Source organism: Neisseria basseii, from assembly GCF_962707005.1.
GTDB lineage: Bacteria > Pseudomonadota > Gammaproteobacteria > Burkholderiales > Neisseriaceae > Neisseria > Neisseria bergeri.
Window position 1 is genome coordinate 18,493 of record NZ_CAUIXH010000015.1, and the last position, 26,491, is coordinate 44,983.

Below are 26,491 nucleotides of genomic sequence, written 5' to 3' on the forward strand. Positions count from 1 at the left end.
CGTTTCAGACGGCATTTTTCTGTATTTTCCTGTTCGGACGGTCTATGAACGAATTTTCGCTTGCCCCTATTGTGGTTGTTTTGCTGGTGTCGGTCATTACGGTGATCCTGTGCCGCAAGTTCAACATTCCCTCCATGCTGGGCTACCTGCTGGTGGGTTTTTTGGCGGGGCCCGGTATGCTCAGCCTGATTCCGAAAAGCCATGCGACGGATTATTTGGGTGAAATCGGGATTGTGTTCCTGATGTTCAGCATCGGTTTGGAGTTCTCGCTGCCCAAGTTGAGGGCGATGAGGCGGCTGGTGTTCGGGCTGGGCGGTTTGCAGGTCGGCGTTACGATGCTGTCGGTAATGGGCATACTGATGCTGACGGGCGTGCCGTTCAATTGGGCGTTTGCCGTGTCGGGCGCGTTGGCGATGTCGTCCACGGCGATTGTGAGCCGGATTTTGTCGGAAAAGACGGAATTGGGGCAGCCGCACGGTCAGATGGCGATGGGCGTGCTGCTGATGCAGGACATCGCCGTCGTGCCGCTGATGATTCTGATTCCCGCGCTGGCGGGCGGAGGGGACGGAAATATTTGGGCGGCCTTGGGTTTGGCGTTTGCAAAAATGCTGCTGACGCTGGGGCTGCTGTTTTTCGTCGGCAGCAAAATTATGTCGCGATGGTTCAGGATGGTGGCAAAACGCAAATCGTCCGAACTCTTTATGATCAATGTGCTGCTGGTAACCTTGGGTGTGGCTTATCTGACTGAGCTGGAAGGTTTGTCTATGGCGTTGGGCGCATTCGTTGCCGGCATGCTGCTTTCGGAAACGGAATACCGTTTCCAAGTCGAAGACGACATCCGCCCGTTCCGCGATATTTTGCTCGGCTTTTTCTTTATCACGGTCGGCATGAAGCTGGACATTCAGGCATTGATCGGCGGCTGGCGGCAGGTATTGATGCTGTTGGCAATGCTGCTGGTGTTGAAGGCACTGGTTGTGTTTGCCATTGCCTTCAAAATGAAACATTCGGTCGGCGACAGCCTCAAAACGGCTTTGTATCTCGCACAAGGCGGCGAGTTCGGCTTCGTGATGCTGGCCATTGCCGGGCAGCTTGATATGGTTTCGCCAGAATGGGAACAGGCGGCGACGGCGGCGGTTCTGCTGTCGATGATTATCGCGCCCTTCCTCTTGGGCGGCAGCGATGCACTGGTCGGGCGTTTGGTCAAATCAAGCTGGGACATGAAGTCGCTCGATCTGCACAGTATGCTGGTAGAAACCATGAGCAAGTCCGACCATGTGCTGATTGTCGGCTTCGGCAGGGGCGGGCAGACGGTCGGACGCGTCCTTGCTCAAGAGGATATTCCGTATTTCGCGCTCGACTTGGACATTGTGCGGGTGCAGGTTGCCAGAAGTGCGGGCGAACCGGTGTCGTTTGGCGATGCAAAACGCAGGGAAGTATTGGAAGCCGCCGGTCTGGGACGGGCGAAAATGGTGGTGGTTACGCTCAACAATATGCACGAAACGCAACACGTTTTAGACAATGTGCTGTCCATGTATCCCAATATGCCCGTATATGTGCGCGCCACCAACGACGATTATGTGAAAACGTTTACCGATATAGGTGCGGAAGAAGCCGTGTCGGACACCAAAGAAACCGGACTCGTGCTGGCAGGCTATGCGATGTTGGGCAACGGCGCGTCGTACCGGCACGTCTATCAGACGATGGCAAATATCCGCCACAGTCGTTATGCCGCATTGGAGGGACTGTTTGTCGGCAGCGATGACGAAGTGGGATTCGGTGAAAACGGCGAAACTGTTTGTCGCCATGCTTTTTCTTTGGCGCAAGAGGCTTATGCCGTCGGAAAAACAATCGGCGCACTGCCTTTGGACAGGCACGGCATCAAACTGCTGTTCGTCCGCCGCCGTACCGCGAGGATTGAAAATCCCGTTCCTTCCTTTGTTTTGGAAGGCGGAGACATATTGGTCGTCGTCGGCAAAAAGGATGAAATTATTTCGTTTGAAAACTGGAGTTTGCAAGGTGATTGAATGGGGCGGTCAAATAATGCTTGCATGAAGGCCGATTATTTGGTCTAATAGCGTTTTCGCAAATCGCAGGGGTGATTAGCTCAGTTGGTAGAGCGTCTGCCTTACAAGCAGAATGTCGGCGGTTCGACTCCGTCATCACCCACCAAGTTTCCTTTCATTGTTGCAAACAATGGATGCGCGGTGGTAGCTCAGTTGGTTAGAGTACCGGCCTGTCACGCCGGGGGTCGCGGGTTCGAGCCCCGTCCGCCGCGCCAAGTTTCACAATACTGACTCTGTCGGTATTTTTTATACACGGGTGATTAGCTCAGTTGGTAGAGCGTCTGCCTTACAAGCAGAATGTCGGCGGTTCGACTCCGTCATCACCCACCAAGTTTCCTTTCATTGTTGTTAAACAGTGGATGCGCGGTGGTAGCTCAGTTGGTTAGAGTACCGGCCTGTCACGCCGGGGGTCGCGGGTTCGAGCCCCGTCCGCCGCGCCAAGTATTGAAAATACCGACCTTAGGGTCGGTATTTTTTCGTCTGCCCGATTTGATGGGTTTGTCTGTTTTGGGTCTGTTTCGCCCGGATATTGCTGTTTTAATCTGGTTTTGTATCATTGGATGGTATTTCCGATACGGATTCGGACAGTTGTTGCGTGCTGTTCTGATGTTGCTTACCTGTCGTATCAATGGGCAGGAGGATGCTTGCGGATTTTATGGCTTTCTTTCTTGCCGTTTTGTGGGTTGAAATGTCGGCGGATATGTCGGATATTTTTGAAAATGCCGTCTGAAGGTTTCAGACGGCATTTTTGTCAGGCGGTTTCGGGTTCGCGGATGGGGAGGACAAGCAGGGCTGCCGTGCCGGCGAGTACGGCATCGGCGTACCACATCCAGCCGTAGTCGCCGAATCGTGTAATCACGATACCGCCGATGTATGAGCCGAGGAAGCCGCCGATTTGGTGGGTGAGCATCACCAGTCCGAACAGGGTGGCGAGGTAGCGTGTGCCGAAGAGTTTGCCGGTAACGGCGGCGGTCGGGGCGACGGTGGCGAGCCATGTGAATCCGAGTGCGGCGGCGAAAATATAGAAATTAAAGTCGGTCTTGGGCGAAAAAATGTAGATGAGTATCATCGCGGCGCGCGAGGTGTACAGTCCGAACAGGACGTATTTGCCCCGAACGCGGCTTGTGCACCAGCCTGAGAACACGCAACCGGCGATGTTTGCCAGTCCGATGATGGCAATGGATGTTGAGGCGACGGTGGCGGGCAGTCCGCACAGGGTGACTTCCGTGGGTAGGTGGGTTACGAGAAAGGCGATGTGGAAGCCGCAGGCGAAAAAGCTCAGGTGCAGCAGGATGTAGCTTGGGGTTTTGAAGGCGGTTTTGACTGCTTCTCCGAGGCTTTGTCCGTGTGTGGCTTGGGTGTGTTGGGTGTGGGCGGCGTTGTTGCCGCCGGCAAGCCACCATGAGACGGGCAGAGTCAGCAGGGCGATTGCGCCCCAAACGTAAAATGTACCCGTCCAGCCGACTTCGGGCAGGACGACGAGTCCTTGAACCAGCGGTGCGAACAGGAATTGTCCTGCCGAACCGCCTGCGTTGACCAGTCCGGATGCCAAGCCGCGTTTGTGTGCGGGGACTTGGGCGGCAACCTGCCCCATAATGATGGAGAAACCGCCTGAGCCTGTGCCGAATGCGAGCAGCAGCCCGACGGCAACCATCAGCCCCCAATAAGTCGGGATGTTGGGGGCAATCAGGCAGGCGCAGACGAGCAGGACTGCGCCGCCGCTTAATACCCTGAACGCGCCGAAACGGTCGGCAAGCGCGCCGGACAATGGTTGCGATATGCCCCACATCAGTTGGAAAACGGCGATGATGAGGCTGAATTGGGCAATGCTCAATTCGGTGGTGTTGACGACGGGTTGGACGAACAGTCCGAGCGTCATCCTCATGCCGATGGTAATCAGCAGGATGAATGCGGCGGCAGCAATGACCGCCCAGAGTTTGGGTGTTTTCGATGCGGTGTGCGTCATAATGTGTATTTTGAGTCGGTTAAGTTTGCGGATTTTAACAACCCGGATGATTCGGGCTAAATAATTCCTGATTCTTTGGATATAGCTAGCTCGAAGGTACGGGCAAATGCCGTCTGAAAGGGCTTAATGGGCATTTGCGGTTCGGGTTAATATTTGTGCCGTATTTGTTAATTCCGGTTAGTATAGTGGATTAAATTTAAACCAGTACGGTGTTGCCTCGCCTTGCCGTACTATTTGTACTGTCTGCGGCTTCGTCGCCTTGTCCTGATTTAAATTTAATCTACTATAAAACGGGCGGGGCGGGGACGATGAGTGGCTGCCGGCCGGTTTTGCACGGGCGGCAATGATGCCCGGCGCAAGGTGCGCCGTTTCGGGAGGCGTGTGTGATGGGTTTTCTGATTGGTTTGAGCCGCAACCTGACGCGGTTTACGGCTTTGGTCATTTTGCTTGCGTCGGCGGTTGCGTTTATCGAACCGGCTTCGTTTGCATGGGTCAAGGGCGATGTTCAGGCTTTGGTGTCGGGCATCATTATGCTGGGTATGGGGATGACTTTGGGCAGGGAGGACTACCGGATTTTGGCGCAGCGTCCTTTGGATGTGTTTATCGGTGCGGCGGCGCAATATACCGTGATGCCGCTGCTCGCCATCGGTATTGCCAAGCTGTTCGACCTTTCGCCGGGGCTGACTTTGGGGCTGGTGTTGGTGGGGGCGTGTCCGGGCGGCGTGTCGTCCAATATTATGGGCTTCCTTGCCAAAGGCGATGTGGCGTTTTCAGTCGGGATGACGACGGTGTCCACGGTGCCGGCTCCGGCCGTCAAGCCTTTGTGGATGACCTGCCTGGCCGGTCAGACGGTGGATATGGACGGTTGTGGGATGTTCCGGTTCAGTGCCGTAGCAACTGTATTTTTGCCCGACGGGGTGAAAAATACAGTTGCTACATCCTCCCCTGCACAACACCTTACGACCGCTGAAAAAATTTCAGGCGGCATTTTTGCCAAATGCAAAAATATCCCGTTATTCCCGCGAAAGCGGGAATCCGGAAACTTAACGCTGCGGCAATTTGTCGGAGACGGCTGAAACTCAACGGGCTAGATTCCCGCCTGCGCGGGAATGACGGGGGTTTGGCGGGAATGGCGGGGGTTTATCAGAAATGACCGAAACTCAAAAGCGGGCAGCCTTGTTTACGCCTTCAAAATATCGAGTAATTTCAAATCGACTTTTTCGGCATCGAATTTATCTTTGGCAATCGCATAACTTGCATTCCCCATCAGGCGGACGGCTTCCCTGTTTTCGATAAAATAAATCATTTTTTCGGCCAAGATGCGGGGATTCCAAGGTTCGATCAGGAAGCCGTTGACCTTGTCGGCAACCGTTTCCCTGCATCCGGGGACATCCGTCGTAATCACCGCCCTGCCGACGGCCATTGCCTCCTGAGTGCTTCGGGGAACGCCTTCCCTATAAGACGGCAATACGAATATATGATGTTCTTTTATCACTTCGGAAACATTGTTCACAAAACCGGGGAAACGGATAATATCGCGGGCAATAAGCCGTTTCAAATCGCCCCCCCCCCCGCGCGATTTGTCGATTGCGCCCAAAGCGGTAAAAACCGTATTGGGGTATTTGCCCTTAACCCGTTCCGCCGCCCGAATAAAATCATCAATCCCTTTTTCTTTCAGAAATCTGCCGATAAAGAGAAATTTTACGGGTTCTTTTTCATCGGGAATATCCGCCTCGGAATAAGGATATTGCCGCAAATCCAGACCGATTCCGCCCAAAATATGGATGTTTTTTATTTTGATGCCGTATTTGTCCGTCAGTTCGTCTTTGTCGTCGGGGTTTAATACAATCAGGCTTTCCAACATCGGCAGGGCAATGCGGTACAAGGCAGTCAAAATCCCCTTTATGATTTTTGTTTTTAACGGTATGCCTTCCGGCTGCGGGGTAAATGCGAATCCCAAACCTTCCAGCATCCCGACGATTCTGGGCACGCCTGCCAGTTTTGCGGCAAAAGTGCCGAAAATCACGGGTTTTGCGAAATAAGGGAAAACCAAATCCGGCGATATTTTTTTGAGTGCTTTAAATATGAGGAAGGTGGATTTTATATCGGAAAACGGGTTCAGCCCGCTGCGGTTTGAACGGTAGGTAACGGGTGTAACCCCCATTTCCCTGATAATATCCAAATCGTTATCGGAAAACTCCGATACAAAGGCATACACCTGATGGTTTTTGCCGATTAATCTTTTAATGACGGGGGCGCGGAAACCGTAAATGCTGGATGCGACTGTGGTGATAAAAACGATTTTCATCGTGTTTCCTTTTCGGTTGAACCCTGCCCTTTGGGGCGGTAGAATCAGACTCTATTTGGGAGGGGGCGTAACCCCTTCCAAATCAGGACGACACATAGGGCGGTGCTTTATGTGTCGTCCTGTGTGTTGAAACATAAGGCGGACACCTTGAATATATGATTGGAAATACGGTCTGCTACGGCAGGGTTTCGTCCCGCAATCCGGCAGGGCTTGGGTTTGCCTGCGTATTATAAGGCTGCCTTGTGTGCCGCGAAGTGCCGGTAACGGGAGGGGTGTTTTGAAAATGCCGTCTGAAACGGTTTCAGACGGCATTTCGATGTCGGCGGCGGCTTTGCGGAATCAGCCTTTGAAGCGTTTGAACACCAGCGTGCCGTTGGTGCCGCCAAAGCCGAAGGAGTTGGAAATGGCAACGTCGATTTCCGCGTCGCGTGCTTCGTTGGCGCAGTAGTCCAAATCGCAACCGGCTTCGATGTCCTGTTCGACAAGGTTGATGGTCGGCGGGATTTTGCCGTCGTGTATCGCCAAAATGCTGTACACCGCCTCCACGCCGCCCGCCGCGCCGAGCAGGTGGCCGGTCATCGATTTGGTCGAGCTGACGACGGTTTTGTAGGCGTGTTCGCCGAACGCGCGTTTGAGGGCTTTGGTTTCGTTGGCATCGCCCAAGGGAGTGGACGTGCCGTGTGCGTTGACGTAATCCACGTCTTCGGGATTCAGTCCGGCATCTTTCAGCGCACGAGTAACCGCCAATGCAGGACCTTCTTCGTTCGGCGCGGTAATGTGGTAGGCATCGGAACTCATGCCGAAGCCGACGATTTCGGCGTAGATTTTCGCGCCGCGTTTTTTGGCGTGTTCCAATTCTTCCAACACCAATACGCCCGCGCCTTCGCCGATGACGAAGCCGTCGCGGCCTTTGTCCCACGGACGGGAAGCGGCGGCGGGGTTGTCGTTGCGGGTGGAGAGGGCTTTCATCGCGGCAAAACCGCCCACGCCCAAAGTGCTGATCGCGCCTTCGGCACCGCCTGCAATCATTACGTCAGCGTCGCCGTATTTAATCAGTCGGGCGGAGTCGCCGATGGAGTGTGCGCCGGTGGTGCAGGCGGAAACCATCCCGTAGCTGGGGCCGCGGTAGCCTTTGAGGATGGTAACGTGTCCGGAAATCAGGTTGATCAGCGAACCGGGGATGAAGAAAGGGTTGATTTTGCGCGCGCCGCCTTCGATTACGGCTTTGCCTGTGGCCTCGATGCTGGGCAGTCCGCCGATGCCGGAACCGATGTTTACGCCGACGCGGTCTTTATCGAGGTTTTCCACATCGTCCAAACCCGAATCGGCAATTGCCTGCAATGCGGCGGCAATGCCGTAGTGGATAAATACGTCCATGCGGCGTGCTTCTTTCGCGCTGATGTATTGTCCGATGTCGAAACCGCGCACTTCGCCGGCGACACGGCTGTTGATGTCGGATGCGTCAAAGCGGGTAATCGCGCCGATGCCGCTTTTGCCGGCGAGCAGGTTGTCCCAAGCCTCTGCGACAGTGTTGCCGACAGGGGAAACCTGACCTAAGCCTGTAATGACTACTCTTCTCTGACTCATGATAACCTCGCTGTTGGTTGTCGGAATGGGGGCATATGCGGCTGTCGTGCAGATGCCGTCTGAAATTTGCGGCAGGGGTTCAAACAGTTTGCCATATAAGGGAAAAGCCTCTATTGCGCGGTGCAGCAGAGGCTGTTGTGTCGGGCGACGACCGGTTAGCCGTTGTGGGCATTGATGTAGTCGATAGCCAGTTGGACGGTGGTGATTTTTTCGGCATCTTCGTCGGGGATTTCGCAACCGAATGCTTCTTCCAAAGCCATAACCAGCTCCACGGTGTCCAGAGAATCCGCGCCCAAGTCGTCTTGGAAGGAAGATTCGTTTTTCACGTCGGCTTCGTTTACGCCCAGTTGTTCAGCAACAATTTTCTTAACTTGTTGTTCGATGTTTGACATATCAGTCGTTCCTTTATGCCTTGCGGCAGGTTGTTTAAGGGAAATAAATCGGTGGTATTGTACCGACTTTTAATAGAGTTTTCTATCTAATGCCTATTATATCAATATTTGCCGATTTGTACATTTTTGGGTGCGGCGGGTTTTGTCGTTCAAGTTTGACCTGTGTGCCGTATGTTTGGCGGGATTTCGGTTAAAATGACGGCATTTCCATCTGAAGCAGAAAGCCCTGTCATGTATCCACTTGCCCGCCGCATCCTGTTTGCACTCGATGCCGAAAAAGCCCACCACTTCACGCTCGACGCGCTCAACACGGTTTATAAGCTCGGTCTGATTCCCGTAACCGACAACCGTACCAAACCTGTAAAACTGATGGGTATGGATTTGCCCAATCCTGTCGGACTTGCCGCCGGACTCGATAAAAACGGCGAATACATCGACGCTTTGGGTGCGCTCGGTTTCGGCTTCATCGAAATCGGCACGGTTACGCCCAAACCGCAGCCCGGCAACCCGCAGCCGCGCCTCTTCCGCGTTCCAGAACACCAAGGCATCATTAACCGCATGGGTTTCAACAACCACGGTATCGACACCATGATACGCAACATCGAAAAAAGTAAATTCAGCGGCGTATTGGGCATCAATATCGGCAAAAACGCCATAACACCTATCGAAAACGCTGCCGATGATTATTTAATCTGCCTCGAAAAAGCCTACGCACACGCAAGTTACATTACCGTCAATATTTCCTCGCCCAACACCAAAAACCTCCGCGCGCTGCAAGGTGGCGACGAGTTGAGCGCATTGCTTGAGGCTTTGAAAAACAAACAGGCACAGCTTGCCTCTGTACACGGGAAATACGTTCCGCTCGCCGTCAAAATCGCCCCCGATTTGGATGAAGCACAAATCGAAGACATCGCCCACGTTGTCAAATCCGTCGAAATGGACGGTATCATCGCTACCAATACCACCATCGACAAATCAAGCCTCGGCAGCCATCCGCTCGCAGGCGAGCAGGGCGGTTTGAGCGGGCTGCCCGTTCATGAAAAAAGTAATCGGGTGTTGAAGCTGTTGGCAGACCACATAGACGGCGCATTGCCGATTATCGGAGTAGGCGGCATTATGGAAAGCGGGGACGCGGCAGAGAAAATCCGCTTGGGCGCGACCGCCGTCCAGGTGTACAGCGGATTGATATACAAAGGTCCGGCATTGGTCAAAGAATGTTTGAAGGCATTGGCGAGATGACGCGCCCCGCCCAAAATGCCGTCTGAACGCACGTTTTGCCGTTCAGACGGCATTTTTATTTCCTTTTCCTGCCTGTCGTCCCTTGAAAATCCCAAACGCGCCGCCCTGTTTGAAACAAAGCAAACGCCCGCCGCGAACCGGACAATCTTGATACGCAGCCAAAGCAAGCCCGGCGGCAAGTTGTTAAACATATAAATAATTGATATAAAAAATAATTTTATGCCGTGGTGGACGGTTTGAGAAAACGCAAAATATTAACGGCATTGAAATTCATTATGTGGAAAATAAGGATATGGGGATAAAAATAGATGGGACTGTCCTAGATAACTAGGATAAACTCGATTTTACTAATTGTTTTAAGATGGAACAAGAACTTTTATCTCACTGTTGTTAAAACGCCATTCGCACTCCTTTAAATACAGCTCAAAATGCTCTTTGGGAATGCCGTTAAACTTGCGTAAATGACGTTTTGCCCTGTTCCAAAAGTTCTCAATTCCATTGATATGGTTTTGTCGTTCGGCAAAATGTGTACTGTGATTGATACGAAAACGAAGTTTCAGCGAAGCTAAAATGGCTAAATTCGCTCACATCTAATACATCGTAGCTACGATAACAATCCGTATAAACAATGCTGTCAGGTTTCACTTGTTCACGGATTATAGGAAATAAAGTGGCGGTTTGAGTATTCGGTACAGTAACCGTATAAACCTTACCATTTCGCTTCAAAAGACCGGATACGGAGATTTTACCGGCAGCACCGCGACCGCGTTTACCTTTGCGTTGCCCGCCAAAATAACTTTCATCTGCTTCTACTTCGCCATCAAACATTTCTAAATGTGGACTGTTTTGATAAAAGTGTGGTTTTGATCGGCTGCAACCGTGTCCGTTTTGCCCAATTAAATGGTGATGAGTTGGAAACATTCTCCCGTTTTTTTAGAAAGTTGGGTTATGAATTAGAATAAATGAAGGCCGTCTGAAAGTTCAGACGGCCTTTTTTAATGGTTGTTAATGATGATGGTGGGCATGGCGTGCGGCTGCGCGTTTGGTACCGACAGGCACAATCAGCGTTGCGTAAGTATTGTCTTTCTGACATACGCTTTTATTGCCGTAATCGGTCTCGTTCACGACTTTGATTTTCCACAAACCGTCAATCAGAGTAATCACATTGACCACGCCGTTTTTATCGGTTTTGCCGGAGAAGCCTTGAGGTTCGCGGTGGTCATGGGTTGATTCCAAGTCCATTTCCGCCAAAGTGTCCGAGCTGGCGGTAACAGTGGCTTTAACCAAAGGCTCGCCTTTGTACAGGACTTTGACGGGCAAAATACCGCCGGCTTTGACTTCGTTCGGATTTTTCAGCGGAACCAGTTCCAGCTCTTGGCCGATAGGGCGGGTCAATACCGCTTCATCAACTGCGCCGTTGCCCACTTGGACAAAGCTCTTTCCGAACATTTGCGCCTGTTCGCAATAGGTTGCGCCGGCCAGCTGTTTCAAGGTTTGCTGTTTCCAGCCGTCTTGGTTTTTCGACCAGAAAGTCGGTTTGTAGGTTGCGCTGACCCAGTAGGAGCCTTCAGGCAAAGCGGCTTTGGAAACGTATTGATAGTTTTCGCCTTTATTTACCAAATCAACGGTTTTCTTTGAGCTGCCGGTCAATTGCAGCGGTTTGAAAATATGTACGCGGTCGTCGGCGATTTTTTCGACATTGGGGAAGTCATGGCTGTAACCCAAATCCGCATGCAGGATTTGTCCGGCAGGCTGATGTGTCGGTGCGGCCACCCAAACATCGTGCGCCTGCGCCACTGCGCCCAATCCCAGCAATCCTAAAAGCATCCATTGTTTCATAGTTTCTACACTCCATTTTGTTGTTGAATGAAAGGCCTTGTATTTTGGCGAGTAGAAACATTACTCTTATCTGCATTTTTTGTAAATAAAAAGTAATCGTAAACGATGAAAATAATAGGCTGCGGTATTTTTATTAACGCCTACTAACTCTGCTGCTGTTTTTGCAGTTACACCTGCGACAAATAGCTCAATGAGTTTATTTTGTTTATACTGGCTTAGACGACTTTTTCTCATAGGGATAATTCTAACTTAATTTGAATTTCCCTAGTTATCTAGGACAGCCCCAAATAGATTTTATGTTTAAGGATTCGATATGTTTAAGGACGAACTAAATGAATTTATCCGATTGATATCCGATCCGGAAAGTGAATTGGATGAATGGTATTTGAGTGATTTTAAAGATGAACATATATGGAAAATGCAAAGTTACGAAGCATTTTCATGCTTGCGTGAAACAATCCCCTATTTGTTTGCTTATCCCCGATACGGGTATGAACTGTTGGAAATAATTTCCGCTTTAAAAGAAACGTCTGATACGACAGAATTATTTTATGAGCCGGGTATCGTGCCTTTGCTGATTGATTTATATAAAGAAGATAGTTATCTGGTAAATATGGTCAAACGGATATTCAAATGATGAAAGGGGCGCGGGCGTTTGCTTGGCGGAAGGCAGGTAATCCAGTTTGAAGGACGCGGAAGCCGATACGTTAAAAAGGATGAAAAATGGAAAACGGGCAACGGAATAAACGGTTTCCCTTGGAAAAACGAATTTTTTATCTGGAGCATTTGGGGCGGTATCTGATGATTTGCGCCTTATCGGATTATTCCCAAAACAAACATACTGTCGTTATGGCAAATTTTCTCCATCCGGATGAAAAAACGGATTGGCGGAATTTGGATGATTTATTCAATGAGTTGGTTTTAGAGGAATTACAGGCTTCATTTATGGATTGGTATCCGACTGTTGAAGAGGCAATCAGCCGTCATTTGGAAGACTTTTCGTAACAGGCATAATCGGAAGGGGCGGAATGACGGGGCAGGCAAACCGATGCGTGAACACGGAGCAGGCAACCAGAGTAAAAAATGAACCTTGATTTAACCGCGCAAAAAGTCCGCCTTTCTTGGAAGGATATTCTGTGGGGATATGAGAATAAATACTTGGGTTGGGCTGATGTAGTAGCTTATGCCCGAAAAATGACGCTTTCAGATCATGATGAACGCGTGTTCAAGCTATCTTTAATCAACAAATCCAATATTCTTGAATTAAAACCTGTTCTGGAAGATTTGGCTTCGGAAATGAGTGGTTATTCCCCTAAAAATTGGCTGTACATCCTCTTAAGCGATGTATTCCATAGAAAAGAAGAATTTGAGGATCCTTTGGGGGAAGTTGAAAAAATTTATGCAGATTTCGATTATCCGGAAGAAATAGAATCATTTGTCAGGTATATGCCGCCCAAAGACGGTTATACCCCTTCCCATCATCGTGATGAAGAAAATATTGCCCGGCTGTATCTGAATTGGGCAAAATATTTGGGCAAATAAGGCAGGCCGGATTCAAATGCCGTCTGAAATGGGCTTTCAGACGGCATTTTGATTATCCCTTATAATTAGGTCATTTTTATTTTCTCATCAGCAGATACTATCATGGCAACCATTCACACCCTTCTCCTTGTTGACGGCTCTTCTTATCTCTACCGCGCTTATCACGCGATGGCGCAATTGACCGCGCCTGACGGTGCGCCGACGGGGGCGATGTATGGCGTGTTGAACATGCTGCGTCGGCTGCGCTCGGATTATGTGCACGATTATTGCGCGGTAGTGTTTGATGCGAAGGGTAAGAATTTCCGCCACGAGATGTTTCCCGACTATAAGGCGACGCGTCCGCCGATGCCGGACGATTTGCGCCCGCAGGCAGAAGCCTTGCCGGATTTGGTGCGCCTGATGGGTTGGCCGGTGCTGGTGATTCCGCAAGTGGAAGCGGACGACGTTATCGGCACTTTGGCTAAGATGGCTAGCGAAGCAGGTTGGAACGTGGTGGTATCTACCGGCGATAAGGACATGGCGCAGTTGGTGAACGAGCGCGTAACGCTGGTAAACACGATGAGCGGCGAAACGCTGGATATTGAAGGCGTGAAGGAAAAATTCGGCGTGCGCCCCGACCAAATCCGCGATTATCTCGTGCTGATGGGCGACAAGGTGGACAACGTGCCGGGCGTGGAAAAGTGCGGCCCGAAAACGGCGGTGAAATGGCTGGAAGCTTACGGCTCGCTGGCCGGTGTGATGGAACACGCTTCGGAAATCAAGGGCAAGGTCGGCGAGAATCTGCGTGCCGCCCTGCCGCGCCTGCCGCTGTCGTATGATTTGGTAACGATTAAAACCGATTTGGATTTGCACACCGAGCTTTCAGACGGCCTCGAAAGCCTGCGCCGTACTTTGCCGAAATGGTCGCAGCTTGCGGTTGATTTCAAACGCTGGGGCTTTCGCACTTGGCTGAAAGAGGCGGAAAGCCGTATGCACGAAGCGGCGGACGGCGATTTGTTCGGCAGTGAGCATATCGGCGAACAAGCCGTATTGGCGATGGAAACACAGCCTGAAAAACAACCCGAACTCGCCCCAGCCCCCGAAAAGCTGGATTATCAAGCCGTTACCACCGAAGCTCAGTTTGCCGCCTTGTTGGACAGATTGGCGCAGGCGGAAAAAATCGGTATTGATACGGAAACCACGTCATTAGACGCGATGAACGCCTCGTTGGTCGGCATCAGCATCGCCTTCCAAGCAGGCGAAGCGGTTTACATCCCCGTAGGGCACAGCCTGACTGCCGCGCCCGAACAGCTTGATTTGCAAGACGTATTAGGTCGTCTGAAACCGCATTTGGAAAACCCCGCCCTGAAAAAAATCGGTCAAAACCTCAAATACGACCAACACGTTTTCGCCAACTACGACATCGCGCTGAACGGCATTGCCGGCGATTCCATGCTCGCTTCCTACATCATCGAGAGCCATCTCGGACACGGCTTGGACGAATTGTCCGAACGCTGGCTCGGCCTGGAAACCATTACCTACGAATCGCTGTGCGGCAAAGGCGCGAAGCAAATCGGTTTTGCCGACGTCGCCATCGGGCAGGCGACCGAATACGCCGCCCAAGACGCCGATTTCGCCCTGCGCCTCGAAGCGCACCTGCGCACGCAAATGGACGAAAAACAGCTTGAAATGTATGAAAGAATGGAGCTGCCCGTCGCGCAGGTATTGTTTGAAATGGAACGCAACGGCGTACAAATCGACCGCGCCGAACTCGCCCGCCAAAGCGCGGAACTCGGCGCAGAGCTGATGAAGCTCGAACAAGAAGCCTACGCCGCCGCAGGCCAGCCGTTCAATCTCAATTCGCCCAAACAGCTGCAAGAAATCCTGTTCGACAAAATGGGCATCCCCATCAAAGGCCTGAAAAAAACCGCCAAAGGCGGCATTTCCACCAACGAAGCCGTGCTCGAACAGCTCGCGCCCGACTACCCCTTGCCCAAAATCATCCTGCAAAACCGCAGCCTGGCGAAACTCAAATCCACCTACACCGACAAACTGCCCGAAATGATTTCCCCCAAAGACGGCCGTGTGCATACCACCTACGCCCAAGCCGTCGCCATTACCGGCCGCCTCGCCAGCAACAACCCCAACCTGCAAAACATCCCCATCCGCACCGCCGAAGGCCGCCGCGTGCGCCGCGCCTTTACCGCGCCACCGGGCAGCGTCATCGTTTCCGCCGACTATTCCCAAATCGAACTGCGCATCATGGCGCACCTCTCTGGAGACAAAACCCTCATTGCCGCATTCCAAAACGGCGAAGACGTACACCGCCGCACCGCCGCCGAAGTGTTCGGCACTGCGCCCGAAAACGTCTCGCCTGAGCAACGCCGCTACGCCAAAACCATCAACTTCGGCTTAATCTACGGTATGGGGCAATACGGCCTTGCCAAATCATTGGGCATCGACAACCTTTCCGCCAAAAACTTTATCGACCGCTACTTCGCCCGCTACCCCGGCGTCGCCGAATACATGCAGCGCACCAAAGAACAAGCCGCCGCCCAAGGCTTCGTCGAAACCCTGTTTGGCCGCCGCCTCTACCTGCCCGACATCCGCAACAAAAACGCCAACGCCCGCGCCGGAGCCGAACGCGCCGCCATCAACGCCCCCATGCAAGGCACCGCCTCCGACCTTATCAAACGCGCCATGATAGACGTGTCCCGCTGGCTGGTTTCAGACGACCTGAAGAGCAAACTGATTATGCAGGTGCATGACGAACTGGTACTGGAAGTACCTGAAGCCGAACTGGATTTAGTCAAAGAAAAACTGCCGCAGATTATGGCGAAAGTGGATGAAGGGATGTTGAAAGTGCCGCTGGTGGCTGAGGTTGGCGTAGGGGAGAATTGGGAAGAGGCACATTGAGAATGCACAAGTATTGAACTGTTACGTTTTGATTTATCAAAATTTAAGGAAGTAAAATACCCGATTCGAATGATTGGAAATCAATAGTATTAAACATTGTTTGCGGTATTGTTACAGCTGTCATTATAGGTATATTTACCGGTTTATGGAAAAAATCCAGATATAAATGTCAAGAATGGGTATCTGGAAATTCTGATCGGATACCTGTTCAAGATACGTCGTTTTATCCTAATGATATAAAAGCCAAGAGGAGGTATGAAGTAAAAAAATTTATTGGCGAAGTGTTTTTTTATACACTTACTTATTTGATTATTTTGGTATCTTTTCCTATGCCAATTTATTCAACGACCCTTTTGGTACAAATCGGCTTTATTTGAGTCAGGCCAAATATATTGGAATGTATTTTCCTGAAATCTCAATGACTGGCGGATACGCTAATATTCAGGAGGGAAATAATTGAGAAAATTTTTTGTCACTGCAGCAATAATTATATTTACTATATTATTTAATAAATATGATCAACAGAATTGCATGAAAAAAATAATTTTTATAAATAATAGAGTTCACTTGTTTAAAACTCAGAAAGGAAGATACCCATCTAATTTAAGCGAGATTAATATTTATCCACATGAAATTTTAGGATGTAATTTTTTTAGCTATAACGTGCCTGGCTGGGGGAATTGTAATTACATATCGTATAACCACGGACACTATATTTTAAGTATAGATAGTGTTTTCAATGGTTGTTTAACAGAGTCTGAAGACGAGTCTATTTATTTAAACTCAGGGAGATATGATTTCTAAAAGCCGGCGGCGACATCAATATCCGCAGCCGCGAGGGCGACATTACCGTCCAAGGCAGCAACATTACTGCGGGCGACACCATCCGCCTCGATTCCGCGCGCGACATCCTGCTGCAGTCGGCCCAAGACAGCCAACATCAGGACGGCAAAAACCGCAATGCCGGCGTACAAGTCGGCGTCGGGGTTTCCGTCGGTGCGCAAACCGGTGTCTATATCTATGCCGAAGCGGCCTACGGCAAAGGCAAAAACCGTTCGGACAGCCAAACCCATCAAAACACCCTGCTGCAATCGGACAAACTGCAGCTCAGCAGCAAGGGCAATACCGTGTTGAACGGTGCCCAAGCCCATGCCCGACGCATCGACGCCGATGTCGGCGGCACCCTTTATATCGAAAGCCCGCAGGACACTGTCGAACAGGAGAGCAAACAAAGCGGCGGCGGCATCCGCGCCCAAGTCGCGCTCGGTACCGCATGGAGCGTATCCGGCAACTACAACCAAAGCAAAGCCAGCGGCCACAGCCGCAGCGTCGGCAGCCAGAGCGGCCTCTTTGCCGGCGAAGGCGGCTACCACATCACAGCCGACAGCGTCCGGCTCAAAGGCGGTGCCATCGCTTCTGCCGCAGATAAAGATCACAACGAACTCACCGCCCGCAGTTTCAGCTTTGAAGACATCCGCAACGAAAGCAGCTACAGTGCCAGCAGCATGGGTATCGGTGCCGGTTATGGCGGTAGCCTGAAAGGCAGCGACGGCTTCAATCAAAGCGCCTTCGGCCGTGCGTCCCAAACCGCCGGCCAGAACATGAACAAAGGCTTCAACTACAGCCCCACCCTGCCGCAACATGAAAGCGGTAACAGCCAAGGCTATACCCGCTCGCTGCTCAGCGAAGGCAACATCACCATCGGCGGCAAAAAAACCAGTGCCCGCGCCCTCGGCATCCATACCGATTCGGCCACTGCCCATCACGGTGCCGACAGCGTTCCCGATCTGCAAAACCTACTCGACAAACAGCAAACCGTCGCCCGATCGACTGCCGCCATCCACAGTGCCGTCGGCACCTATAGGGGCAACCGTGCCAAAGCGGCAGCCGAAGAGCTGGAAAAACAACAGGCCGCCCACGAAGGCCGTCTGAAAGAACAAAACGACGGCAGCTACGAACACTATCTCAGCCTAAGCGACGCACAACGGCAGCAGGAGATGCTGGCCCATTCCCCCGCCTACGCCCAAGCCTACCAAGAAGCCCGAAGCTGGGGCGTAGGCGGCAGCAAAAGCCGTGCGCTTAGCGCCGCCGAAACCCTGATTACCGGCGCATTGGGCGGCCAGGGGGATCTGCAGCTGGCGGCCAATACGTTGGCGCCGTATGCCGCAGCCGCCATCGGCAGGCGCTTCGGCCACGGTGAAAACAAAAACGAAGCCGCGCAAGCAATCGGCCACTTTATGCTCGGCGCGGCCTTGGCCTACGCCAACGGCGCCGACCCGCTTGTCGGCGGCAGCGCTGCCGTTGCCGCCGAACGCGCAGCCGGGTATCTGGCCGGACAATACGACGACGGCCGCACTGCCATCGACCCGATAAGCGGAAAATTCAATCCCAACCTGTTACCCGAGCACATTAAAGAAGAGATCAAAGCGCAGACCGGGGCGCTTGCTTCGGTGGTGGGTGCGGCGGGAGGCAGTCTGAACGGCACCAGCGGCACAAACACCAATGCCCTGTTCAATGCGCAAGTAGGGGGCGTGTTGGGGCAGAATGCGGTGGAGAATAATAATGCCCTAGACCGTTTGGACGGATTCACACCCGGCGAACGAAGCCTGAGAGCCAGAGCAGATAAGATCTACCAAAACAATCCAAAGGGCAAAGACCTTTACATCCGCTCTTACGAAGCCTATGAATTAGAAGCATCCTATCTGGCAGCCAAAGAGATTGTTGTAGGCACATGGGAGGGCATACGCCACCCGTGGGACAATACCATTGTTCCATTGGCCGAAGCCGTTTCCAGTCCCGTGCAAACAGTCAACAAAGTTGTGATGTCCTACGAAAACTGGAAAGCGGTTCGCGACGAAGCATATATCAACAATCCGCAACTTGCAGGCAGAATGGACGCAATGTTTGATGCCCGGGTTGGAACCAATGCAGCATTTATGGTTGTCAGTGGCGGGACGGCATCTGCCATTGTCCGCTCGCCTGCCGCCGCAAAGGTAGTGAATAGTGCCGGGAATTTAAGCAAAATTGTCCGCAAGGCCGAGGCTCCATCCGGAAAGGCTGTTCCTGTCGGCGAAGCCCGCATTCCCCAAAGCCCCCAAGCGGTAAAAGGAACAACCGTTACCCTGTCGCAGGAGCAACGCCTGGCCAACGGAGAGCTGATACCGAAAGGCTCTGTGGTAACGTGGTCGGACAATGCGGTAAAAGTGGTACGGCCCGACGGAATTAAAAAAATATTTAACTCTAAAATTTTAGAGGGAAGTACAGCATCAGTTTATGAATCCAAGCAGCTAATAAACTCTCAACAATTAATTTCTATTTGGCAAAATAACCCTCAATCCATTTGGGGATTATCAGCCGTAAGGATTGCAGAGCATTTTAACAATGCTGGATATAAAGCAACTGTTAGACAAAGCACACAAGGAAGTGGAAAGGCACTTATTGTAAAAATAGAAGGTCATAAAACAATCACTCAAATTCAAGTTCATCCAGGAGGAGGAAGACATGGTGGTGAATACTATAAAATATCTACAACAGATAAAGGGAAAATTAAAATAGTTAACCCTAAAACGTATAATAAAACAAATGAAAAAGCAACTATCTTATATAAATGAAAGGATTATTTATGGATGAGTTATCAAATTTGCGTTGGTCTGTTGTTGCCATGACTCAAGATCCTGATACTCAGAAAAAAATTACAGGATCTAGGCATACTGCTGGGGAGGAAATTGTTTTGGAATTCACTGATGCATTTGAAGAGTGTTTAGATAAAGGAAGTATCTTGACAACTAGACAAAAAGAAATGCTATTAAATTTAAATGCATATATATCTAGCATTAGTGGAGATGGATTCGATTTCATTTGGCTTGATGAATCAGGATTATATAGTCAGGAATGGGGAAATATACGTACATTAGCCAAGCAGGTGCTTAAAGAGTTTGGTTGGGAAAATATTTGTGCTTCTCCCTTGTATGAGAAAATATATATAAAATAAAAATTAGAGCTTAATTGCAAAAACGAAGAAACATCATAGGCCAAAAGCTAAATCGACAGCCTGAAAGCCGGCGGCGACATCAATATCCGCAGCCGCGAGGGCGACATTACCGTCCAAGGCAGCAACATTACTGCGGGCGACACCATCCGCCTCGATTCCGCACGCGACATCCGGCTGCTCTCCGCCCAAGACAGCCAACATCAGGACGGCAAAAACCGCAATGCCGGCGTACAAGTCGGCGTCGGGGTTTCCGTCGGTGCGCAAACCAGTGTCTATATCTATGCCGAAGCGGCCTACGGCAAAGGCAAAAACCGTTCGGACAGCCAAACCCATCAAAACACCCTGCTGCAATCGGACAAACTGCAGCTCAGCAGCAAGGGCAATACCGTGCTGAACGGTGCCCAAGCCCATGCAAAACGCATCGACGCCGATGTTTGTATGGTTCATTACGCTTACCTTATATGTTCCAATTTTTGGACTGTCTAAGTTAATGACAAAGTATTTATGGTATCCGTTGACAAACATATTTTGGGACGATAACGAAAATTTGGATAAAGTTGGATTTCTCATTTTTATTGCTTTGAAATCATTATTTATATCAGCTTGTGTGCAGTGGTTATTTTTTGATACGGAATTTTTGCAGGCATTGGAAAATGTCTTAATTTTAACTGTTTTTTCAATTGTTTTTGCACTATCACAAAATCGACGCCAGTAAGCCGTAGCCTGGATACCTATTTAGTTGCGCGCGACGGTTGAAACCCAAAACCCGCCCGATGCCGTCTGAAGCCCGACAATTCGGGTTTCAGACGGCATCGGGCTCCGGCTGTGTTTTCAGATGGTGCGGATTTGCCGGTCTGAAATGCCGGATACGCATTTTGCCATCATTTGAAGATATTTTAACTTGGTTGTGTTTTAGTAATCTGTTGATTTCAATTATCCGCAAGGGGAAAGACAATTATTTTTTGGTTTGGAAGAAAGCTATCCTATTGAATAAATTGGAGATAAGTATATATATCAACACTATATTAAAACACGGCCTGTTAATTTTTCGAACTAAAACAACTTTATCCGCCCCCATTTGTTTCGCGGCACTATTTTGAAACGCAGCCGTTTGTTCCGGCGGTGTTTGAACAATCGGTACGATTCCGGCTGTTGCAAGGCGGTTATTCCTACGTTCGGTCGGCAAACCGCCCTACCGGATACAAAATATTTCCCCGCCGCTGCGGGATTGAAACCCATCCGGACACCGCCTTGTTTTCAGGATTTGCGGGAAAGAAAAGTAATGCGCCCCTTTGGCTGGGTGCAATATATAAGGCTTCCCCGCGCCCGGCCGCGTGCCAACCGTCGTCAGGCGGTCTTGAGCCTGCTTAACGGTATCCCCTCATCAGGCTGTAACCGTTGGCTTTCATGCAGTAGAAAACCAGCTTGGCGGCTTTCTGTTTTTCCAAACGGTTTGCATCGACATCTTTGCGGCAGTAGCCCAATTGGTCGAGTGCCTCTTGCTTGGAGCCCCCGTCCTTATGCCAATATACATACGGTGTGGCGCAGGCAGCCAAGAGGGCTGCCGATACCGACATTAAAGCAATACGGTTTACTCTCATTTTTTACCCTTCTGAATAAAATTTAAAAAATTTTGATGTGCTGCATTTGAAATATTATTCTATTTTACAAATTTATTCAACTATAGTTTTATTTTAACAAGCTATAGTTTATTGTTTGAATATTGGGATTTTTCCATACTCACTGCATGGAAAAACCGACCACCCCAAACCCCTACCGCCTTATCTTCGCCCAAAATATGAGGCAGGTCAGGCGTTTGAAAGAGCTTTCTCAAGAAGAGTTGGCTTTTAGTGCGCGCGTAAGCAAAACCTATATCAGCGAAATAGAACGCGGCAGCCGTTCGGTTTCCATTGATGTGATGGGTCAGATTGCCGATGCGTTGGGTATGCCTTTGGAAGAACTGGTTAGAAAAGACCTGCTGCAACTCAGATAATGTCGGCGACCCGCCCTATGCCGCCTCCGGCCGCCATCGTACAGTTTCTGTTTTGTTTTCAAACGGCATCCTTCCGTTTCTATTAAAATAGCGCATTCCACTTTTCAGACGGCATCCCTATGTTTCCCAACGAATCCGCCCCCAACCTCCTGCAAGGCTTGAATCCCGAACAACTCTCCGCCGTAACCTGGCCGCCACAATCCGCCCTCGTTCTGGCAGGCGCAGGCAGCGGCAAAACGCGCGTGCTGACCACGCGCATCGCATGGCTTTTGCAAAGCGGACAAGCCAGCGTGCACAGCATTATGGCGGTAACGTTTACCAACAAAGCCGCCAAAGAAATGCAAACCCGACTCGGCGTGATGATTCCCGTCAACGTCCGCGCCATGTGGCTTGGCACGTTCCACGGACTCTGCCACCGTTTTCTACGGCTGCACCACCGCGACGCAGGCCTGCCCTCTTCCTTCCAAATCCTCGACAGCGGCGACCAACTCTCCCTGATCAAACGTCTGCTCAAAAGTCTCAACATCGCCGAAGAAATCATCGCACCGCGTTCGCTGCAAGGCTTTATCAACGCGCAAAAAGAATCCGGCTTGCGCGCTTCCGTGTTGAGCGCGCCCGACCCGCACACGCGCCGCATGATTGAGTGCTACGCCGAATACGACAAAATCTGCCAACGCGAAGGCGTGGTCGATTTTGCCGAGCTTATGCTCCGCAGCTACGAAATGCTGCAAAGCAACGAAATCCTGCGCCAGCATTACCAAAACCGCTTCAATCACATTCTGGTCGACGAGTTTCAAGACACCAACAAGCTGCAATACGCCTGGCTGAAACTGATTGCCGGCAACAATGCCGCCGTCTTTGCCGTCGGCGACGACGACCAAAGTATCTACCGTTTCCGCGGCGCAAACGTCGGCAACATGACCGCGTTGATGGAAGAATTCCACATCGACGCGCCCGTCAAACTCGAACAAAACTACCGCTCCGTCGGCAACATCCTCGCCGCCGCCAACGCCGTCATCGAAAACAACGACGAACGCCTCGGCAAAAACCTGCGCACCGACGCCGAAGCAGGCGACAAAATCTGCTACTACTCCGCCTTTACCGACCTCGAAGAAGCCCAATTCATCGTGGACGAAACCAAAGCCCTCGAACGCGAAGGCTGGAATTTGGACGAAATCGCCGTCCTCTACCGCAGCAACGCCCAATCCCGCGTTATCGAACAAAGCCTGTTCCGCAGCGGCATACCCTACAAAATCTACGGCGGCCTGCGCTTTTACGAACGCCAAGAAATCAAACACGCCCTCGCCTATCTGCGCCTCGCCGTCAATCCCGACGACGACAACGCCCTCTTGCGCGTCATCAACTTCCCACCGCGCGGCATCGGCGCACGCACCATCGAAAACCTTCAGACGGCATCGCAAGAGCAGGGCGTTTCCCTCTGGCAGGCCGCCTGCAACGCCGGCGCGAAAGCCGCCAAAACCGCCGCCTTCGTCCGCCTGATTGAAGCCCTGCGCAACCAAGTCGGACAAATGCCCCTGTCCGAAATCATCGTCGGCATCCTCAAAGACAGTGGCCTGACCGAACACTACCGAACCCAAAAAGGCGACAACCAAGACCGCCTCGACAACCTCGACGAACTCGTCAACGCCGCCATCGAGTTCAAACCCGAAGACAGCAACTTTGAAACCCTGCCTGAAAACATTTCAGACGACCCCGCCTTCCCCATCCTCGCCTTCTTGAGCAACGCCGCCCTCGAGTCCGGCGAAAACCAAGCAGGCGCAGGCGAAAAAGCCGTCCAACTGATGACCGTCCACGCCTCCAAAGGCTTGGAATTTAACGCCGTCTTCCTCACCGGCATGGAAGAAGGCCGCTTCCCCAGTGAAATGAGCCTTGCTGAACGCGGCGGCCTCGAAGAAGAACGCCGCCTGATGTACGTCGCCATCACCCGCGCCCGCAAACGCCTCTACATCACCATGGCACAGCAAAGAATGCTGCATGGGCAAACCCAATTCGGCATCGTCTCTCGTTTCGTTGAAGAAATCCCGCCCGAAGTGTTGCATTACCTGTCCGTCAAAAAAACCGCCTATGACGGCTACGGCAGCCCGCGCCAAACCGCCGCGCCCAAAGACAAAATCATCGACGACTACAAACAGCCGCAAACCTACGCAGGCTTCCGTATCGGACAAAACGTCCGCCACGCCAAATTCGGCACCGGCGTGATTATCGATGCCGCAGACAAAGGCGAATCCGCCCGACTGACCATCAACTTCGGCAAACAGGGTGTGAAAGAGCTGGATACCAAGTTTGCGAAATTGGAAGCGATGTAAATTTAAAATGCAGGCCGGATACTTGTATCCGACAAAAAAAATTTGACGCGTTTATCGTTTCCGAAAAACCGCTGTTGGAGATGTCGGATTCGAGAATCCGACCTACGGAAAAAACTGTAGCAAGGACAAGGCAAAAGGCCGTCTGAAAACGGGAAGGGCAATTTTGCCCAAACCTCCGCCGTCATTCCCGCGCAGGCGGGAATCCAGACCTTTCGGCACGGAAACTTATCGGATAAAAGGTTTCTTTAGATTCCACGTCCTAGATTCCCACCTGCGTGGGAATGACGGACGGTAAAAGCCGGGTATGAATACCCAACCCCCTGTTTATAGCTGAAATCAATAAGGAAGAACGTTATGTCCCAAGTTTTTAAAGATTTTGATTTGTCCTCCGTATGGGAATCCGACAGTTGGGCGGATGAAAATTACAAAGAAGCCCCGTTTACCCCTGAAATTTTGGCTGCCGTAGAAAGTGAACTGGGCTATAAATTGCCGCAAAGTTTTATTGAATTGATGGCAGTACAAAACGGCGGAATATTTGTCAAAAACTGCTTTCCGACCACGCAGAGAAATTCGTGGGCGGAAAATCATGTGCAAATTTGCGAGGTATCGGGAATCGGTTTTGAAAAAGAAGGGAGTTTGTGCGGCGAAACAGGGCAAAAACTTTGGCTGGAAGAATGGGAATATCCGCCCATCGGCGTGTATTTTGCCAACGACCCGTCAGGCGGTCATGCCCTGTTTGCCTTAGACTATCGGGCGTGCGGCAAAGACGGCGAGCCGAAAGTGGTGTTTGTCGAACAAGAATCGGATTTTGAAATCGTCGAACTCGCCCCCGATTTTGAAACCTTTATCCGCAGCTTGCGGCATGAAGATGAGTTTATTGACGAAGAAATATAAAACGGCGGTTGAAAAACCAGAATCATCAAGGGAAAACGGGAGAAATAACAGATAACCGGTTGAATCTGTAAGGAAAACGATTCGGCGGAACGTGCCATCCAAGACCTTTGCAAAGAAAAACTGTCCCCGACAGCATTGACATTATTAACAGAACTTATCAAATTTGGAGCTATCTCAAATATAATTCGGTTATCCTTTTGTATCCATTAAATTATATGCTTCAATTAAATGTTGTTCCAGCTCTTGTACTAATTGAGGATTGCGAATTCCTGACACAATCTCAAATTCTTCTGCATCTATGCAAACACCTGCATAAATTTCAATAACAAGGGAACGCAATAATTGAAGCTCTTCTCTTGTTAAAGAAATAATAATGTCATCATCTTTGTAATTGATTATATTCATAATAATTTTATTTTTGCTTGTCAAAGTAAGTTTTGCCTAAGGTTGGTCTAAATGCAGTCCCACCATCTTTTGAATTTGGGTCTCTAATTACAATTGCTCCAGACTTATCATCCCAAATTGCTCTTATGTGTTTGGATTGTAATCTTCGAATTCCCAAGAAAAAAATCGTAATAAGTTTGAAAGTGTCAAATCCCAAGTTTCTTTTGAGCAATATTCTAATATTTTATCAATTTCACTTTTAATAATCTTATGATCAAACTGTTCTAATATTAATGCATTAGACCAAAAAAAACCTTCTTTATTACAATGATGGGAAATCCATTTAGGAGAACAAATGCAAAGTGAAAAAATAGATGAGCCTTGTTCTCCTTCGATTCCGATATCCAAATCTATCCATCTATGAAAATTATCTGGAATTTCGGGGGTAAATTTTTCAAAATCAATATCATATAAATTTATGCTTTTTAAATCCAATTTAATCATTTTATATTCAAATGTCCATTAGTTAAGGTTTTTCCATCAACACTTCTAGTAACAAAATTAGCTTGCACTCCCGTTGGGTTAAGTGATTCAGGGGTGTTTGATTTTGTAGTTGGAGGACGATATAGCCTTGTGCCATCTGCACTTAACATACATCCTTGACAAGATGGGCTATTAACTGGTTTAGCTCCGTCTCCAACCCAAATTTTTCCTAACTGTTCAGCCTCTTGACGAGTCGCAGAACCAATACCAAAATTAATTTCTCCCTTTTTATTTGGTTGTATTGTTTTCCAATCATTTACAGCACTTGCTAACCTTGAATCTTGTGCAGCAATGTTTTTTAAGTTTTGCTCAGTTAATTGATTAACTAATTGAGGATAAGTTGCAGCATTGGCTTTTCCTTCCGACGTTATAGATTTAGGCGGTCTATTCCCACCTGCCATCTCCCCGTCTACAGTCTGCATAGGTCGGGCAGCAGGTGTTTTATAGCCGTTATTTTTAACCCAATCCCATTTGGTCGGGTTAAGTTCTACTTTTTTATCTCTCCAAACCGTACCTGCGGCCTCTGCT

The 26,491-nt window shown here is 50.3% G+C and carries 20 protein-coding genes, 4 tRNA genes and 6 pseudogenes; 18 read left to right on the forward strand and 12 right to left on the reverse strand.

Annotation, left to right across the window (positions count from 1 at the left end):
• The first annotated feature begins 44 nt into the window (after positions 1–44).
• From Q9I99_RS08240 to Q9I99_RS08260, 5 genes are all read left to right on the forward strand, one after another.
• Positions 45–2,024, forward strand: coding sequence for a monovalent cation:proton antiporter family protein (locus tag Q9I99_RS08240; protein WP_301667017.1), 1,980 nt, complete (start codon positions 45–47; stop codon positions 2,022–2,024).
• Positions 2,025–2,093: 69 nt separating this feature from the next.
• Positions 2,094–2,169, forward strand: a tRNA-Val gene (locus Q9I99_RS08245).
• A gap of 32 nt (positions 2,170–2,201) precedes the next feature.
• A tRNA-Asp gene (locus Q9I99_RS08250) sits at positions 2,202–2,278 on the forward strand.
• 39 nt (positions 2,279–2,317) lie between these two features.
• Positions 2,318–2,393, forward strand: a tRNA-Val gene (locus Q9I99_RS08255).
• Between the two features lie 33 nt (positions 2,394–2,426).
• Positions 2,427–2,503, forward strand: a tRNA-Asp gene (locus Q9I99_RS08260).
• 311 nt (positions 2,504–2,814) lie between these two features.
• Here the strand turns inward: Q9I99_RS08260 and Q9I99_RS08265 are convergent.
• Both Q9I99_RS08265 and Q9I99_RS08270 read right to left on the reverse strand, forming a co-directional pair.
• Positions 2,815–4,029 carry an MFS transporter gene (locus Q9I99_RS08265; RefSeq protein WP_301667018.1) on the reverse strand — a complete coding sequence of 405 codons (1,215 nt, stop codon included), beginning with the start codon at positions 4,027–4,029 and terminating at the stop codon, positions 2,815–2,817.
• 180 nt (positions 4,030–4,209) lie between these two features.
• Positions 4,210–4,317 (reverse strand): annotated as a pseudogene (locus tag Q9I99_RS08270) (IS5/IS1182 family transposase); the annotation flags it as partial.
• 98 nt (positions 4,318–4,415) lie between these two features.
• On the opposite strand from Q9I99_RS08270, the pseudogene Q9I99_RS08275 reads away from it, so the two are divergent.
• Positions 4,416–4,931 (forward strand): annotated as a pseudogene (locus Q9I99_RS08275) (bile acid:sodium symporter family protein); the annotation flags it as partial.
• Between the two features lie 278 nt (positions 4,932–5,209).
• On the opposite strand, the gene Q9I99_RS08280 reads toward Q9I99_RS08275, so the two are convergent.
• The 3 genes from Q9I99_RS08280 to acpP all read right to left on the reverse strand — a co-directional run bounded on the left by Q9I99_RS08280 (position 5,210) and on the right by acpP (position 8,316).
• A complete protein-coding gene (locus Q9I99_RS08280; protein WP_304666206.1) occupies positions 5,210–6,337 on the reverse strand; it encodes a glycosyltransferase family 4 protein in 1,128 nt (375 codons plus the stop codon).
• 339 nt (positions 6,338–6,676) lie between these two features.
• The gene (gene fabF / locus Q9I99_RS08285; RefSeq protein ID WP_301666848.1) at positions 6,677–7,924 is read right to left on the reverse strand and encodes a beta-ketoacyl-ACP synthase II; all 1,248 of its coding nucleotides are present in this window, start codon (positions 7,922–7,924) and stop codon (positions 6,677–6,679) included.
• 155 nt (positions 7,925–8,079) lie between these two features.
• Positions 8,080–8,316: an acyl carrier protein gene (gene acpP / locus Q9I99_RS08290; protein ID WP_002215574.1), complete on the reverse strand. Its 237-nt coding sequence runs from the start codon at positions 8,314–8,316 to the stop codon at positions 8,080–8,082.
• 231 nt (positions 8,317–8,547) lie between these two features.
• On the opposite strand from acpP, the gene Q9I99_RS08295 reads away from it, so the two are divergent.
• Positions 8,548–9,555, forward strand: a complete 1,008-nt coding sequence (locus tag Q9I99_RS08295) for a quinone-dependent dihydroorotate dehydrogenase (RefSeq protein WP_301666843.1) — start codon at positions 8,548–8,550, stop codon at positions 9,553–9,555.
• A gap of 15 nt (positions 9,556–9,570) precedes the next feature.
• Positions 9,571–9,750, forward strand: a complete 180-nt coding sequence (locus Q9I99_RS08300; RefSeq protein ID WP_061386567.1) for a hypothetical protein — start codon at positions 9,571–9,573, stop codon at positions 9,748–9,750.
• Positions 9,751–9,882: 132 nt separating this feature from the next.
• Here the strand turns inward: Q9I99_RS08300 and Q9I99_RS08305 are convergent.
• The 3 genes and pseudogenes from Q9I99_RS08305 to Q9I99_RS08315 form a co-directional block, all read right to left on the reverse strand.
• Positions 9,883–10,407, reverse strand: a pseudogene (locus Q9I99_RS08305) (IS1595 family transposase); the annotation flags it as partial.
• A gap of 153 nt (positions 10,408–10,560) precedes the next feature.
• Positions 10,561–11,394, reverse strand: coding sequence for a DUF4198 domain-containing protein (locus tag Q9I99_RS08310; protein WP_301666842.1), 834 nt, complete (start codon positions 11,392–11,394; stop codon positions 10,561–10,563).
• A 90-nt stretch (positions 11,395–11,484) separates the two neighbouring features.
• Positions 11,485–11,628: pseudogene (locus Q9I99_RS08315) on the reverse strand (IS1595 family transposase); the annotation flags it as partial.
• Positions 11,629–11,707: 79 nt separating this feature from the next.
• On the opposite strand from Q9I99_RS08315, the gene Q9I99_RS08320 reads away from it, so the two are divergent.
• The 7 genes and pseudogenes from Q9I99_RS08320 (at position 11,708) to Q9I99_RS08355 (ending at position 20,308) form a co-directional block, all read left to right on the forward strand.
• A complete protein-coding gene (locus Q9I99_RS08320) occupies positions 11,708–12,031 on the forward strand; it encodes a hypothetical protein (RefSeq protein WP_301666841.1) in 324 nt (107 codons plus the stop codon).
• 86 nt (positions 12,032–12,117) lie between these two features.
• Complete coding sequence (locus Q9I99_RS08325) at positions 12,118–12,399, forward strand: hypothetical protein (protein WP_301666840.1); 282 nt, start codon at positions 12,118–12,120, stop codon at positions 12,397–12,399.
• A 78-nt stretch (positions 12,400–12,477) separates the two neighbouring features.
• The gene (locus Q9I99_RS08330; RefSeq protein ID WP_301666839.1) at positions 12,478–12,936 is read left to right on the forward strand and encodes a DUF2247 family protein; all 459 of its coding nucleotides are present in this window, start codon (positions 12,478–12,480) and stop codon (positions 12,934–12,936) included.
• 102 nt (positions 12,937–13,038) lie between these two features.
• Positions 13,039–15,831 carry a DNA polymerase I gene (polA, locus tag Q9I99_RS08335; protein ID WP_301666838.1) on the forward strand — a complete coding sequence of 931 codons (2,793 nt, stop codon included), beginning with the start codon at positions 13,039–13,041 and terminating at the stop codon, positions 15,829–15,831.
• A gap of 845 nt (positions 15,832–16,676) precedes the next feature.
• Positions 16,677–19,076: pseudogene (locus Q9I99_RS11465) on the forward strand (hemagglutinin repeat-containing protein); the annotation flags it as partial.
• Between the two features lie 377 nt (positions 19,077–19,453).
• The gene (locus tag Q9I99_RS08350) at positions 19,454–19,822 is read left to right on the forward strand and encodes a hypothetical protein (protein WP_003712418.1); all 369 of its coding nucleotides are present in this window, start codon (positions 19,454–19,456) and stop codon (positions 19,820–19,822) included.
• Positions 19,823–19,927: 105 nt separating this feature from the next.
• Positions 19,928–20,308 (forward strand): hemagglutinin repeat-containing protein, encoded by a 381-nt coding sequence (locus Q9I99_RS08355; RefSeq protein WP_301666850.1) that lies wholly within the window; start codon positions 19,928–19,930, stop codon positions 20,306–20,308.
• 881 nt (positions 20,309–21,189) lie between these two features.
• On the opposite strand, the gene Q9I99_RS08360 is transcribed toward Q9I99_RS08355, so the two are convergent.
• Positions 21,190–21,423, reverse strand: a complete 234-nt coding sequence (locus Q9I99_RS08360; protein ID WP_301666837.1) for a YgdI/YgdR family lipoprotein — start codon at positions 21,421–21,423, stop codon at positions 21,190–21,192.
• Between the two features lie 146 nt (positions 21,424–21,569).
• Between Q9I99_RS08360 and Q9I99_RS08365 the strand changes: the two genes are divergently transcribed.
• From Q9I99_RS08365 to Q9I99_RS08375, 3 genes are all read left to right on the forward strand, one after another.
• Positions 21,570–21,815: a helix-turn-helix domain-containing protein gene (locus tag Q9I99_RS08365; RefSeq protein WP_003753308.1), complete on the forward strand. Its 246-nt coding sequence runs from the start codon at positions 21,570–21,572 to the stop codon at positions 21,813–21,815.
• A 119-nt stretch (positions 21,816–21,934) separates the two neighbouring features.
• Positions 21,935–24,142: a DNA helicase II gene (gene uvrD, locus Q9I99_RS08370; protein ID WP_301666836.1), complete on the forward strand. Its 2,208-nt coding sequence runs from the start codon at positions 21,935–21,937 to the stop codon at positions 24,140–24,142.
• A gap of 354 nt (positions 24,143–24,496) precedes the next feature.
• Positions 24,497–25,036, forward strand: coding sequence for an SMI1/KNR4 family protein (locus Q9I99_RS08375; RefSeq protein WP_003709240.1), 540 nt, complete (start codon positions 24,497–24,499; stop codon positions 25,034–25,036).
• A gap of 189 nt (positions 25,037–25,225) precedes the next feature.
• Here Q9I99_RS08375 and Q9I99_RS08380 read toward each other — a convergent pair whose 3' ends face one another.
• The 3 genes and pseudogenes from Q9I99_RS08380 to Q9I99_RS08390 all read right to left on the reverse strand — a co-directional run.
• A complete protein-coding gene (locus Q9I99_RS08380) occupies positions 25,226–25,441 on the reverse strand; it encodes a hypothetical protein (protein WP_301666835.1) in 216 nt (71 codons plus the stop codon).
• A gap of 123 nt (positions 25,442–25,564) precedes the next feature.
• The gene (locus Q9I99_RS08385) at positions 25,565–25,924 is read right to left on the reverse strand and encodes an immunity 8 family protein (RefSeq protein ID WP_002215099.1); all 360 of its coding nucleotides are present in this window, start codon (positions 25,922–25,924) and stop codon (positions 25,565–25,567) included.
• Positions 25,921–26,491, reverse strand: a pseudogene (locus Q9I99_RS08390) (septum formation inhibitor Maf); the annotation flags it as partial. The gene Q9I99_RS08385 and the pseudogene Q9I99_RS08390, both read right to left, overlap by 4 nt.